The following is a 13,689-nucleotide window of genomic DNA, read 5'->3' as shown; positions in this document are numbered from 1 at the left end:
CAGAAAAAAACACTCAAGAGCAAAAAGCCCTGAGTGTCAGTACTGTCATAGTTTCTTCAATGCTTCGGCAATCGGAATATCTCCTTCTGTCAGATCAAAGGCCCGATTTTCCGTATTCTTCTCATCTAAAGAGGCAATGACCGTTTTTGCAACGTCATCACGGGAAATAAATCCCCGCTCCAGATCCTTCGCTGCTGAAACAGTTCCCGTTCCAGGCTCATTGCGAAGGCCTCCCGGACGGATAATCGTATAAGTTAAACCGCTCGCTTCCAGAATTTTATCAGCATAATGCTTGGCCACATAATAAGGTTTGAGTGCCTCATTCCAATTTTCACGGTTATGGGCTTGCAGGGCGCTGACCATAATAAACCGCTTGATTCCGGCAATGTCCGCAGCTTCAATGGCTTTTGCCGCTCCATCAAGATCCACCAGCAGCGTTTTATCATAGCCTGTGCTGCCGCCGGAACCGGCTGTGAAAATGATCGCGTCACAGCCTTTTGCCGCGGAGGCGATTTCTTCCGGGCTGCCCTCCAGATTCGCAAGCACAGCCTCTGCACCGGCAGCTTCGAGAGACGCTTTCTGTTCTTCTTTTCTGACCATCGCTCTGACGGAATGATCAGGATTGTCCTGGAATAAAGAAACGAGTCTTTGTCCGATTTGTCCGTTCGCTCCGATTAAAAACACCTTCATGTGAATCCCTCCTGTCTCCATTATTTCAAAAACACAACCGCTCTTTCAAACAATGTGTTTCGCCTTAATAAATCAGATCAAGAAAATCCTCTTTCGTAATGTCCCCAAAATAATGCTTGAGATTCACATTTTCCAGGACATCAGCGATAACGCTGCGTTCATATTGTTTTCCAACCAGCAGGTTTTCGATTTCAGATACATCACCGGCACCGAAGAAATCTCCGAAGATTTTGCAATCCTCAATTTTGCCTTTCTTCACTTCCAGGCGCAAATCAATCGAACCGATCGGATAACGTTTCGAATGATTGAGGTTAAATTTCGGTGAGCGCCCATAGTTCCAATCCCAATTTTGATAGCGTTCTCTCGAAATTTGATGAATAACTTCCCAATCTTTTTCCGTCAGCTTATACTCCGGTACGTTTTGAATGTCATTTGTGTTAAAAATATGGCGAAGCAAATGGCTGCGGAATTCTTCCGTGGTCATTTTTTCATCAAGAAACTCACTGATGTTTGCCACGCGGCTTCTGATCGATTTAATGCCTTTTGATTCAATTTTATCCTTTTTCACCTTTAACGCAGACACGACATGATCAATCGCTGAATCAAACATGAGGGTGCCGTGGCTGAAGATGCGTCCTTTTGTCGCAAACTGGGCGTTTCCGGATATTTTCCGGCCGTCTACTACAATGTCGTTCCTGCCGCTCAATTCTGCTTCAACCCCAAGCTGGTGTAAAGCCTGGATCACCGGCTCAGTGAATTTTTTGAAGTTATGAAAGCTGTCCCCATCATCCTTTGTGATAAAGCTGAAGTTCAAATTTCCCAGATCATGATATACAGCCCCCCCGCCTGATAAACGGCGGACAACGATGATCCCGTTTTCGTCTACATATTTTGTATTGATTTCTTCTATTGTATTTTGGTTTTTCCCAATGATAATAGACGGCTGATTCACGTAAAAGAGCAAATACGGCTGTTCAGGGTCTAAGTGCTTTACACAGTACTCCTCGATAGCAAGATTGATCCGCGGATCATTGATGTTTTGATTGTCTATAAATAACATGGTGCTCCTCCTTTATCCTTCCCACACAAAACCTGATTTCGCAATATTCACTTTACCGTTAAAAACGGTTTTCGCTTCTTTGCGGAGATTGTCATGAACGCCGAAATGCGGCAAGTGCGTCAGCAGCAGCTCTCCCGCTCCCGCTTCTTTTGCAATTCGCCCGGCCTCCAGGCTGTTCATATGGCCAGCGCTTGTCCCATCTTGATCAGCATAAAAATTGCATTCTGAGATCAGCAAATCGGCATTTTTCGAAAACGGAATAAATGAATCCTGATAGCTGGAGTCAGCAGTATATACGACAGTATGGCTGCCGTCAGTAATCCGCATGGCATAGCAGGTCACCGGGTGGATTGTTTTTAAAAAGGTGATCGTAAAAGGACCGACAGTCAGCGCCTGATCCGGCTGATAGGCAATCCCTTTCGTATGTGTTTTATATGTAAGCTTTTGAAACTGTTCTATATCAGCATCATGTCCGTAAATCGGAAGCGTGTGCTCTCCTTTGCCGAGAAACGAACCGACTTGTTTGGCAAATTGCAGCGGCCCGATGTCAGCAATATGGTCATGGTGATAATGAGACAGAACGACCGCATCCAGCTTTTCCGCCGGCACATACCCGAACAGCTTAGACAATACGGCACTGCCGCAATCGACAAGCAAAGAGTAATTACCTGATTGAAACAAATAGCCCGACGTTGCTTCATTTGCAGCCGGAAAACCGCCATAGCATCCGATAACTGTAACTTTCATAATGTCCTCCTATCTTTTCAAGAAAATTGATCCTCCTTCAATATACCCATTTTTCTTAAAAAAAGCATGTTTTAAACATTGTATCAAAACAGTTATTGATTTTTTCAATCTGTTATATTACAATGAAATCACTACAAAGGGGAAAGAGGGATTGGTTATGCTGGGAAAAATCACAGAATTTTTTAGAAACCTGCCTTCGAAAAAGTGCGCGGAATGCGGAAAAAAGATAGAAGAACAGCATGAATGTTATGGTAATATCTGCAATGACTGTATAAAAGTAAACAATTTGTAATGAGCGAAAATCCCGCGCCTTACGCGTGGGATTTTCTTGATTATTCACATATCTTTTCATTTTGAAATAATAGTCAAGTTAGGTCAAAGCTCACCTGTTTTTAGATAATTCTGGTGATTACGCTAACATCATTGAATATTCTTTATTTTCGAAATATAATTTACTATAGACGAATTCTATTCTTATCTATTATAATTTGATCTAATAGTGAGATTAAATATATGTCTATTCATGATATATGTTGATACTTTGTTTTTTGGGAGGTAATCTATGAAAAGAATTAAGTTTGGATTAGCCACACAAATATTCGTTGGACTTATTCTAGGTGTCATTGTTGGCGTCATTTGGTATGGCAACCCAGCACTGCCTACTTATCTGCAGCCAGTCGGGGATCTCTTTTTACGCTTAATCAAAATGATAGTGATTCCTATTGTTGTATCCAGCTTAATCATCGGTGTAGCCGGTGCAGGAAATGGAAAGCAAGTCGGTAAACTAGGCTTCAGAACGATTCTGTACTTCGAGATCATTACCACTTTTGCCATCATTCTCGGACTAGCCCTTGCAAACATCTTCCATCCGGGTACAGGAGTTAATATACACGAAGCTCAAAAAACGGACATTAGTCAATATGTTGAAACTGAAAAAGAACAAAGCAATAAATCAGTGGCGGAAACGTTCCTGCATATTGTGCCGACCAACTTCTTCCAATCATTGGTTGAAGGGGATCTTCTTGCCATTATCTGCTTTACAGTACTATTTGCATTGGGAATTTCAGCGATCGGCGAAAGAGGAAAGCCTGTATTAGCCTTTTTTGAAGGCGTATCCCATGCTATGTTCCACGTTGTAAACCTTGTCATGAAAGTAGCGCCATTCGGCGTTTTCGCACTAATCGGAGTGACTGTGTCTAAATTCGGGCTCGGTTCTCTTCTCTCTCTTGGAAAGCTCGTCGGATTGGTTTATGTCGCGCTTGCTTTCTTCTTAATTGTCATTTTCGGGATTGTCGCAAAAATTGCCGGCATTAGCATCTTCAAATTCCTTGCTTACATGAAGGACGAAATTTTACTGGCGTTCAGTACGTCCAGCTCTGAAACAGTTCTTCCTCGCATCATGGAAAAAATGGAGAAAATCGGCTGCCCGAAAGGCATTGTTTCATTTGTTATTCCGATCGGATATACGTTTAACTTAGACGGTTCCGTTCTCTATCAATCTATTGCCGCGCTGTTTTTGGCACAGGTATACGGCATTGATTTGACAATTTGGCACCAAATTACGCTTGTGCTCGTATTAATGGTGACATCTAAAGGGATGGCTGCCGTGCCTGGTACTTCTTTTGTCGTCTTGCTTGCGACACTTGGCACGATCGGCGTTCCAGCTGAAGGGCTTGCCTTTATTGCCGGTGTAGACCGCATCATGGACATGGCGCGTACAGTTGTCAACCTGACTGGAAATGCGCTTGCTGCTGTTGTTATGTCTAAATGGGAAGGCATGTTTAATCCTGCGAAAGCAGAAACTGTTATGTCCCAAGCAAAAGCAGATCAAAACGCAACCATTTCCGGTTAATGAAAAGCCTGCGGGGTTCTTGCCCCGCAGGCTTTTTTAATCTGTAGCTAGCTTAAATAGCTCTGTAATCAAAACCGTATCCTCATCCAGCTCCAGTTCACCGCTTTTGATCAGTTCCGCCCATGCCATCCGGTGATCCTCCTGAAATTCATCAATTCGGTCTCCATTGCCCTCCCCTTTGACTAGCCGCATATCAGGCGCTCCAAAAGTTGTTTCAAACACATCTGTCACTTTTATATTGCATCTCGGATTGTCATGTTTATCATAAACAGTAACAAGCTGACCCGCTGTTTGATACACGGCCATTAATTCATCTTTTGAATATAATATTTTCGGCGCGCATGTGGCTGTTTTTTCTCCAGCGATGATTTGCTGAATCAGCTGTTCCCCCAAGCCGGCATCACCTTCCCAGCCGAATGTGCTTTTCAGTTCATAAATCTTCATTCGCCTTCCCCTTATACCATAGGTGACTGGACATAGTAGTACAGAAGCTTAGCCGTATGGCGAAGAGATGATTTATGGGTGCGTTCAAACGCATGCGAAGCGTCAATTCCCGGCCCAATGAGGCCATGCACAATATCATGCCCGGATTTGATCGCCGCTGACGCATCCGACCCGTAGTACGGATAAATATCAAGCTTGTAGTCGATATGATGCTTCTCGGCTAAATGGACTAAATGCTTTCTGAGCTGATAATGATACGGCCCGCTCGCATCCTTCACACAAATTGATACTGAATATTCATCTGTCGCCTGTCCGTCTCCGATAGCCCCCATATCCACCGCCAAATACTCGACCGTTTCAGGAGGAATATTCGAGTTCCCCCCATATCCGATCTCTTCATTATTTGAAATGAGAAAATGAGTTGTATACGGCAGTTCAATGTCTTCTGTTTGAATCTGATGAATTAAGCGGAGCAATAAGGCGACGCTTGCTTTGTCATCCAAATGGCGCGATTTAATAAATCCGCTTGAGGTGATCTCGACGCGGGGATCAAACGACACAAAGTCACCGACGCCAATGCCGAGCTCTTCCGTATCTTTCCTGCAGTGAACAGGTTCATCAAGGCGGATCTCCATATTCTCTTGATCCCGCTCAGCTTTTCCCGCGTCTTTGTAGACATGCACAGACGTTTGATGCATTAAAATTGTTCCTGTATATGTTTTTCCCGTGGCGGTTTCAATTTGGCAATACTCCCCCTCAATCGAGTTGTAGCGGAAGCCGCCGATCAAATCGATTTTCAGCCGGCCGTCAGCTTTAATTTCTTTTACCATAGCTCCGAGGGTGTCAACGTGCGCCGTCAGCATGCGGTGACGGGATGTATCGCGTCCGGGAAGCGTTGCAATTAAGCCGCCCTTATGGTTCCGGACTGTTTCTACCTTCCATTCTTTTAAAAGGCTTTCAATATAATTGATCACCTCATATGTATTTCCTGTCGGGCTTGGGATCGATACAAGTTCTTTAATGAGCTCCATCGTTTTACGTACGGACGTCACAGGACATTCCTCCTTTTATTTTTCTATTTAAAATATACTCTTTTCCCGAGGGACCCGTCCAATCTTTTCCTATCAATCTCTCATATGCTGTAGTAAGCATGGGAAGAGGAGGGATATCTATGTGCTGTCGTCATTCACATGAACAGAAATGTCATTGTCACAGTTGGTTCGATGATTTTTGGTTCTTTGACGAGTGGTTCGATAAAGATTTCCACGACCATTGCGAGAAAAAGAAAGAATGCCATGACCCTTGCAAGAAGAAGAAGAAAAAGAAAAACCATTGTTTCTCTTGTAAAAAACACAGACACTCTTGCTGTCATTGGTAAAGACCGAATCAGAAATATTCTGATGACCCATGCTTAATGAATATTTCCATTCACATTTTTCCAAGCGGGCATTGCTGCTGCTTGGACCTTTTATTGAAACAGCCTTTTTGCTTTTACGATCCAATAAACTGATACGGCCGCTATCAGAGCAACAATGATTTCAACAGCAGCAGCATGTTCTATTATTCTTTTTTGGTATAAAACCGCCGGTACATTAAACAGTGCATGTAAAAGGATAGAATACAGCAAAAACAGCGGCCGGCGGTTTTTAACCGCGTACAAAACAAGCAGAGACAGACCAATTTGGACAGCAATGGCACTGATTCTTTCTACTCCGCCCAGCAGCCATTCATATGAAGGAGTATGCAGCAGCTGCTCCTGAATCGGTAAAAGTGCCTGTTTGACATCGCCATTGATCAAAAGCTGTTCAAACGTCCCGCTATTGATCGCAAATGCGTATACAATAAGTGAGATAGAGGACAAGCCTGTAATCAGGATGGCTTCAAGCCCCCCATGCCCCGCTCCGAAAGCCAGGCCATCCGCCCAAGTATGATGGCGCTTCATAAAAAATCGCATCATAATATACCGCCCGCACTCCTCAAAAATTCCGGCCATTAAGCACCCGTAAATGCCATACCATAATGGATGCTGCATCGCTTCTTTCGTCATTTCATTCACCTGCAGTACATAAACATGAACGCTGCCTTCCAGCAGCTGAGCAAAGACAAAAAACGTGAGAGCGCCAATAAAAAACACCTTCAGCGAGGCGCCATACCTTCGCTTAAACCATACAATCAGTCCGATCGGCAACAAAAACGCAATAGCTCCGGATATTGCCATAAAGACTACTGCTTCTTGACTGACCATTTTTCAGCCTCCTTTTTCTATTTTAAAGATTCCTTATTTCACACTTCTCTATTTTTATCAAAAAACCCTTCTTTTTAGTACCAGATACTAATATCTAGTGTTATAATCTGACCATAAGTAGTGATTGATATGTCAAAAGCAAAAATAACAGCTATCGGCACCTATGCGCCGAGCAGGCGCTTAACTAATGCTGATTTAGAAAAGATTGTTGATACATCTGATGAATGGATTGTTCAGCGCACAGGAATGAGAGAACGCCGGATCGCAGATGACAGCAGTTCACCTCTGATTTATGCATCGAAGCTGTAAAGGATCTCAAGAGCCGTTATGAAGGGACGCTTGATGATGTGAATATGATCCTTGTTGCCACAACAACATCCGATTATGCTTTTCCGAGTACAGCTTGCCGTGTGCAGGAATATTTCGGCTGGGAAAACACCGGTGCGCTGGATATTAATGCGACGTGCGCGGGGCTGACATACGGCCTTCATTTGGCAAACGGATTGATTACATCCGGACTTCATCAAAAAATTCTCGTCATCGCGGGAGAGACATTGTCAAAGGTTACGGATTATACCGATCGAACGACATGCGTTCTGTTCGGCGACGCCGCGGGTGCGCTGTTAGTAGAACGTGATGAAGAGACACCTGGATTTCTAGCTTACGTCCAAGGAACTAGCGGGAACGGAGGAGAAATTTTATACCGTGCCGGTTTGCGGAATGACCTAAATGGAGTCCCGCTTGCTGGTTCCGGTAAAATGGTCCAAAATGGCCGAGAAGTGTATAAATGGGCGGCGAGAACCATCCCCGTCGAATTTGAACGGCTTTTACATAAAGCGGGGCTCAGTTCTGATGATCTCGATTGGTTTGTGCCTCACAGCGCCAACTTGCGCATGATTGAGTCAATTTGTGAAAAAACACCGTTCCCAATTGAAAAAACGCTTACCAGTGTCGAATCCTTCGGAAACACATCTTCTGTTTCGATCGTGCTGGCGCTGGATCTCGCAGTGAAAGCCGGAAAGCTGAAAAAAGACCAAACCTTAATGCTTTTTGGGTTCGGCGGCGGATTAACCTATACAGGATTGCTTGTCAAATGGGGAATGTAATAAAAAAAGAACTTGTTTCCAAGGAAACAAGTTCTTTTTCATTATGAAGCCGGCTGTTCTTCTGATGTTTCTTCCTTCCGGCTTAAAATCGTAAAGTAAGTAATGCTGAGCGCAATCATGACGAGGGCAATGCCGATTAAGACGCCGGCCATCTGCCACATGTAGCCAAAGTCCCCGTTTGAAATAACCGCTCTGAATCCATTAATGCTGTAAGTCATCGGCAATGCGCCATGAATCACCTGATAGAAATGAGGAAGCAATTCCAGCGGGAAGGTTCCTCCGCTCGCCCCCAGCTGCAGCACTAAAATAATGACTGCGATAAATCGTCCCGGGTTGCCCATTGTGGTGGCCAAAAATTGAATCATCGCCAGGAAAGCGAGACTCGTAATGATCGTAAACACGTAAAATCTCCACGTGCTCTCAACCTCGAGACCGATCCCTAGCAGAAGAACCGTCGCCACAATCAATGATTGAATGATTCCCACGAGCATCATGACATTAAATTTGCTGAAGAACCACTCAAAACCGTTTCTCGGACGTCCTGATGCTTCCTTCAGCGGGAAGACAACCGTCAGCATGATACCGCCGACATACAAGCCCATTGACAGGATATAAGGTGTCAGCCCTGTTCCGTAGTTAGGAACAGAATGAATGGCATCATCTTTGGTTTTCACCGGATCGGCAAACATGCTGTATGTTTGATCATCAGCATCGACATCTCCTGTTTGGTCAGCCGCATCCTTCAGCTTACTAGACAGCTCTCCTGTGCCGTCCAATAGCTTGCCTAAACCTGTATCAAGTGAAGCAGATCCGTCTGCAAGTTTTGAAGATCCGCTTTGGACCTGTTTGGAACCTTCTAACAGCTTAAACAATCCGCCGGATACTTGGCTGCTTCCTGTTACCAATTGCTCTGAGCCCGCTTTTGCTTTTGCGAACTGCTTATTATATTCACCGATACCGGCTGTCAGTTTGTTTTGATTTTCTGTCAGCTGCTGTGAACCGTTGTATATCTTCTCAGTTCCTTCGGTTAATTTATCAATAGCATCTTGAGTCGTTTTTGCACCGTTATAAAGCTTAGATGTAGCTTCCGGCATTGCTTTCAGCTGTGCGACCTCCGCTTTCACATCTTCAAGAGAGCTTTTTATCGTTGCAATGTCAGGCAGCTGATCAGCTGTAGGAAGCTGGCTTAAGATTTGATCAAAATCAGGCGCATCAACTTGCGGAAGCTTTTTCTCAACAGATTTAATCAGCTGGCTCTTTTGCTCCGCTGTTAAGAAATCACTTGAATTGATGAGATTTTTAAATGCCTGATCACGGTTTTTCAAGCTGTTTTCAAAGTCAGTCAGCTGTTTTTGGAATTCCTTCATCGCTGTTTCTGACTTTTCCAGGTTGTTCACAGCTGTTTCAAGCTTTGTTAAATCGAGCGCATTTATGATTTTTTCCGCTTTTGCTGCTTTCTCAGAACCTTCTTGCGCTTTACTGTTGAGCTGATCCAGCCCGTTTGTCAGATTAGGCAAGCCCTGCTGCACTTTTTGAAGTCCGCCAAGAAGTTCATTCAGTTTGCCTGTCAGCTCGCCCGATCCTGCCGCAAGCTTGTTAGAATTATCATAAATCTGGTTGCTGCTGTCCTGGAATTTACCGAGCGAGCTGTCAAGCGATTGGATGCCGCTCGTCACCTGAGCCGCTCCATCTGCAAGCTGCGCTGTTTTGTCACTGATGGTGGCTGTGCTTTCCTTCAGCTTTGCCAGATTTTCTTTCAGCTGGGCGCTTCCGTTTTTCGCATCCTTTGTGCCGTCATCAATTTTTTTCGCGCCGCTGCTCGCGTCGCTCAAACCTTTTGCGATATCTTTAAAGTTATCAAAAATGACTTTCGTATATTGCTCGGTCACTTCTTTTGAAACAGAGGCTTTCAGTTTATCAATCGCTTTTTCGCCGATCGTTGCCCCTACATAGTTTGAACCGGCATTCGTATGGTATTTCAGATCCAGCTTTTTCGGATTTTTGTCCAACACAGTGCTGGCATTCTTAGAAAAATCCTCAGGAATCTCGACTACTAAATAGTATTTTTGATTTAATAAGTCCTTTAACGATTGGTCGAGATCAGTTGAAAAATGCCAATCAAAGTTGTCATTATCCTTTAATTCTTTAACCAGATCATCGCCGATTTGAAGTTTTTCTCCTTCATATGTTGCTCCTTTGTCTTGATTGACAACGACGACAGGCAGCTGGTCAACTGTGCCGTATGGATCCCAATAAGCCTTTAAGAATACGCCGCTGTAAATAAGCGGGACAAACAAAATGGCAATAATAGGAATCAATAGTTTTTTACTTGTTACGATGTCTTTCCACTGACTTCGTATTGTGTTCATCCTGATGCCTCCATTCTAAAACTGACTCATCATGAAAAATGGTCATTTTCTTGCAAAGAGAAAGGATTATCTAGTTAGCTGACAATCCTTTGACAACATACACTTCAAGCATTTCTGCAATCGTCTCTTTATCAAGCGGGGGATGCTGTTTTTCCCAATCAAAAATGAGTGCGATATAAAGCTTCAGCATCACAAAAGCTGTCAGCTCCGGGTCGCACGGCTTGATTGCACCGCTTTCGATCCCGTCTTCAATCTTATTTTTTATATAAGAGAGAATGGCACGCTCCATTTTTTGAATTACATCTTGAACTGCTATTGTACCAATCTCAGCATTTTCTTGGAAAATTTTAATCGTCAGCTGATGTGTTTTCCTGAATTCCAGAATGGCAAACAGCGCTCTGTGCACATTTTCATGGAACGGAAGATCCGGCTCCATCGCTTCGTCCGCTTTTTGCTTCATTTCCTTCAATATAGTAGTGAAAATCTCGTCAAACAGCTCTTCTTTGTTTTTGAAAAAAGTATAAATGGTTCCCTTCCCCACGTTCGCAAGCTTTGCCACAAGATCCATTGTCGTCGCTTTATACCCGAACTGCGTGAAAGACTTTGTAGCCGCCTCTAAAATGAGCTTTTTTCGATCTATTGACATTGTATTCACCTCAAAACTGACCATTTGAACATTTTAGTCATTAAGTACATATGCAAATGTATCATAACCAGCTGATCAAATCAATCATTTTTTTAAACAATATGGCCATTGCAAAATAAAAAAAACCCCCGTTATATGGCGGAGGTTTTTAGCTGAATAAATAGGTAAGCGCGTCAGATACAGCAGCTTTTCCTTGATCGATGCAGTCCGGAATTCCGACACCTTCAAAAGAAGCGCCTGTCATGTAAACACCCGGATATGCGGATGCCAGTGCTTCACGCAGCTCCTTAATGCGCTGCTTATGGCCGACATGGTACTGCGGCATGCTTTCATGCCAGCGGGTGACACATGTCATTTCAGGCTCCCCGTTTATGTTCATGACTTTCTTTAAGTCTTCTAACACAATGTTGATAATGTCGTTATCTGAGAGATCAACGATGGATTCGTCTCCGGCTTTTCCGACATACGCCCGAAGCAGCGTTTTGCCTTCCGGCGCTGCGTGCGGCCATTTTTTGTTCGTCCACGTACAGGCTGTGATCGCGAAATCACTGTTTCTGGAAATAACAAATCCCGTGCCTTCATGCTCCATTTGGACGGCGCCTTCAGGAAAGCCCAAGGCCACATTTGCCACGGATGTGGAGTGCATATGTTTCAAATGAGAAATGGCAGGAAGCTCAGATAGCATTCCTGCAGCCGCTTTATGCGGAGCAGTTACAATTACTGATTCTGCATCTAACGTGACACCATTATCCAGTTCGAGCGAGTAGCCAGTGCCGCCTCGGCTGATCTTGGTCACTTTTGTGCCTTTGTACACGTTCGTCAGCTTTAGTTGCTTCTCAATCTCTTCTACAAGGGTCTGCAAACCGGTTGTCAGGGTCTGAAACTGCCCTTGTTTTTTAGCCGTCAGCTGCTGGCCAGAGCTTTGAGGCCTTGTTTTTTTCATGCCGAGAATCAGGCTTCGATGCTTTTGTTCCGTCTGGTAAAATTGCGGGAATGTCGACATCAGGCTGAGCTTGTCAATGTCGCCTGCATAGATGCCTGATAGGAGCGGCTCGATTAAATTCTCAACCACTTCATCTCCGACACGTCTGCGGAAAAATTCCCCCAATGACTGGTCGTCTTTTGATTTGCTTGCAGGCAGGATGAAATCCATAGCAGCTCTTGCCTTCCCGGACAAAGAAAACAGGCCGGTTGAAACGAACGGAGCTATTTTTGTCGGTATCCCCATTACGGCGCCTTTCGGCATTGGATGCAGGGTGCGGTTTACAAGCACATAGGATTGTCCGGTCGCATTGTTGACAAGCAAATGTTCAAGCCCTACATCTTTGACAAGCTGCGGAGCGCTTGTCTTCCGTTCCAGAAATGAGTCAGGCCCTCTTTCGATGATATAGCCGTCTTTCTTGACAGTCTGGATTTTCCCGCCGACTCTCGGGCTTGCCTCAACAAGCGTCAGTTCAAGCGGCAGATTTTTTTCTTTGATTTCTTTTTCCATATAGAAGGCGGCGGCTAAACCGGTAATGCCGCCGCCGATGATGACTACATGTTTTTTGCCTTCACTCATGTTCATCGCCTTCTTTAACGTCCTAATTTTTTTAATACAACTGTTGCCAACGCATCAATAAACTCAGGCTTAGCATTCGGCATTTCCGGCCGGTAATAGCTTGCGCCGATATCGTCAGTTACCACTTTGCATTCATAATCATTATCATAAAGCACTTCTAAGTGGTCCGCGACAAATCCGACAGGAACATATACAAATGCCCGATAGCCTTTTTGTTCGAATAGATCACGTGTTAAATCCTGCACATCAGGTCCGAGCCAAGGATCAGGCGTGTTCCCCTCACTTTGCCAGCCGACCGCATATTCGGAGACGCCTGCACCTTCAGCAATCATTTTCGCAGATTCATGAAGCTGGTCCGGGTACGGGTCTCCCAATTCTTTAATTTTTTCCGGCAGGCTGTGTGCGGATACGATGAGCATTGCGTTTTCTCTTTCATCCTCAGGCATTGACGCATATGTTTCCTTCACTCGGTCAACCCAATATTTCACGAACTTCGGTTCATCGTACCAGCTTTCAACTGACGTAATCGTTAAGCCGCCAATTTTTTCTGCCTCTTCTTTGGCACGTTTGTTGTAGGACTGCACGCTGAACGTGGAGAAATGCGGTGCCAGCACGATGCTGACCGCTTCTGTAATGCCATCCTTATGCATCTCTGCCACAGCATCTTCAATAAATGGCTCGATATGCTTCAGTCCAATATACGCTTTAAATGTTATCTCGTCCTGAATCTCATTTAAGTGCTGTTCAAGCTTGTGCGCTTGCTCCTCTGTGATTTTGGCAAGCGGTGAAATGCCGCCGATTGCTTCGTATCTGTCTTTCAAATCTTGAAGCATTTCAGGCTCAGGCTTTCTGCCTCTTCTGATATGTGTATAATAACGCTCGATATCTTCTTCTTTATAAGGCGTGCCGTACGCCATAACGAGAAGCCCCATTTTCTTTCTACTCACTGTTTACACCCTCTTTAATGAT

General features: G+C 44.4%; 13 protein-coding genes and 1 pseudogene. 3 read left to right on the top strand and 11 right to left on the bottom strand.

From position 1 onward, the window contains the following. Window positions 1-45: 45 nt before the first annotated feature. The 3 genes from MOB98_RS02600 to MOB98_RS02590 all read right to left on the bottom strand — a co-directional run bounded on the left by MOB98_RS02600 (window position 46) and on the right by MOB98_RS02590 (window position 2,497). Complete coding sequence (locus MOB98_RS02600) at window positions 46-690, bottom strand: SDR family oxidoreductase (protein ID WP_268357872.1); 645 nt, start codon at window positions 688-690, stop codon at window positions 46-48. A gap of 64 nt (window positions 691-754) precedes the next feature. After that, window positions 755-1,750 carry a lipoate--protein ligase LplJ gene (gene lplJ / locus MOB98_RS02595; RefSeq protein WP_268357871.1) on the bottom strand — a complete coding sequence of 332 codons (996 nt, stop codon included), beginning with the start codon at window positions 1,748-1,750 and terminating at the stop codon, window positions 755-757. A 12-nt stretch (window positions 1,751-1,762) separates the two neighbouring features. After that, window positions 1,763-2,497, bottom strand: a complete 735-nt coding sequence (locus tag MOB98_RS02590) for an MBL fold metallo-hydrolase (protein WP_268357870.1) — start codon at window positions 2,495-2,497, stop codon at window positions 1,763-1,765. A gap of 157 nt (window positions 2,498-2,654) precedes the next feature. On the opposite strand from MOB98_RS02590, the gene yhfH reads away from it, so the two are divergent. Both yhfH and gltT read left to right on the top strand, forming a co-directional pair. Beyond that, on the top strand, window positions 2,655-2,789 hold the full coding sequence (gene yhfH / locus MOB98_RS02585) for a protein YhfH (RefSeq protein WP_284439648.1): 135 nt from the start codon (window positions 2,655-2,657) through the stop codon (window positions 2,787-2,789). A gap of 270 nt (window positions 2,790-3,059) precedes the next feature. Next, a complete protein-coding gene (gene gltT, locus MOB98_RS02580; protein WP_268357868.1) occupies window positions 3,060-4,349 on the top strand; it encodes a glutamate/proton symporter GltT in 1,290 nt (429 codons plus the stop codon). A 36-nt stretch (window positions 4,350-4,385) separates the two neighbouring features. On the opposite strand, the gene MOB98_RS02575 is transcribed toward gltT, so the two are convergent. The 4 genes from MOB98_RS02575 to MOB98_RS02560 form a co-directional block, all read right to left on the bottom strand. After that, the gene (locus tag MOB98_RS02575; RefSeq protein WP_268357867.1) at window positions 4,386-4,793 is read right to left on the bottom strand and encodes an ASCH domain-containing protein; all 408 of its coding nucleotides are present in this window, start codon (window positions 4,791-4,793) and stop codon (window positions 4,386-4,388) included. 11 nt (window positions 4,794-4,804) lie between these two features. After that, entirely contained in the window at window positions 4,805-5,845 is a 1,041-nt protein-coding gene (locus MOB98_RS02570) for a M42 family metallopeptidase (RefSeq protein WP_268357865.1), read from the bottom strand. A gap of 134 nt (window positions 5,846-5,979) precedes the next feature. Next, window positions 5,980-6,165, bottom strand: a complete 186-nt coding sequence (locus MOB98_RS20795; RefSeq protein ID WP_311766015.1) for a hypothetical protein — start codon at window positions 6,163-6,165, stop codon at window positions 5,980-5,982. 96 nt (window positions 6,166-6,261) lie between these two features. After that, on the bottom strand, window positions 6,262-7,038 hold the full coding sequence (locus MOB98_RS02560) for a YhfC family intramembrane metalloprotease (RefSeq protein WP_268357862.1): 777 nt from the start codon (window positions 7,036-7,038) through the stop codon (window positions 6,262-6,264). Window positions 7,039-7,167: 129 nt separating this feature from the next. On the opposite strand from MOB98_RS02560, the pseudogene fabHB reads away from it, so the two are divergent. Then, a pseudogene (gene fabHB / locus MOB98_RS02555) lies at window positions 7,168-8,144 on the top strand (beta-ketoacyl-ACP synthase III FabHB). Window positions 8,145-8,185: 41 nt separating this feature from the next. Here fabHB and MOB98_RS02550 read toward each other — a convergent pair. The 4 genes from MOB98_RS02550 to hemH all read right to left on the bottom strand — a co-directional run bounded on the left by MOB98_RS02550 (window position 8,186) and on the right by hemH (window position 13,667). Beyond that, window positions 8,186-10,513 (bottom strand): YhgE/Pip domain-containing protein, encoded by a 2,328-nt coding sequence (locus MOB98_RS02550; protein ID WP_268367231.1) that lies wholly within the window; start codon window positions 10,511-10,513, stop codon window positions 8,186-8,188. Window positions 10,514-10,583: 70 nt separating this feature from the next. Next, window positions 10,584-11,159: a TetR/AcrR family transcriptional regulator gene (locus tag MOB98_RS02545; protein ID WP_268362757.1), complete on the bottom strand. Its 576-nt coding sequence runs from the start codon at window positions 11,157-11,159 to the stop codon at window positions 10,584-10,586. A gap of 148 nt (window positions 11,160-11,307) precedes the next feature. Next, entirely contained in the window at window positions 11,308-12,720 is a 1,413-nt protein-coding gene (gene hemY, locus MOB98_RS02540) for a protoporphyrinogen oxidase (RefSeq protein ID WP_268362760.1), read from the bottom strand. A gap of 14 nt (window positions 12,721-12,734) precedes the next feature. Next, a complete protein-coding gene (gene hemH, locus MOB98_RS02535; RefSeq protein ID WP_268362761.1) occupies window positions 12,735-13,667 on the bottom strand; it encodes a ferrochelatase in 933 nt (310 codons plus the stop codon). Between the last annotated feature and the right edge of the window lie 22 nt (window positions 13,668-13,689).

It is taken from the genome of Bacillus sp. N13C7, from assembly GCF_026790065.1.
GTDB lineage: Bacteria > Bacillota > Bacilli > Bacillales > Bacillaceae > Bacillus.
Note: the sequence above shows the minus strand (reverse complement) of the source record. Positions and strands in the feature narration are given on the sequence as shown.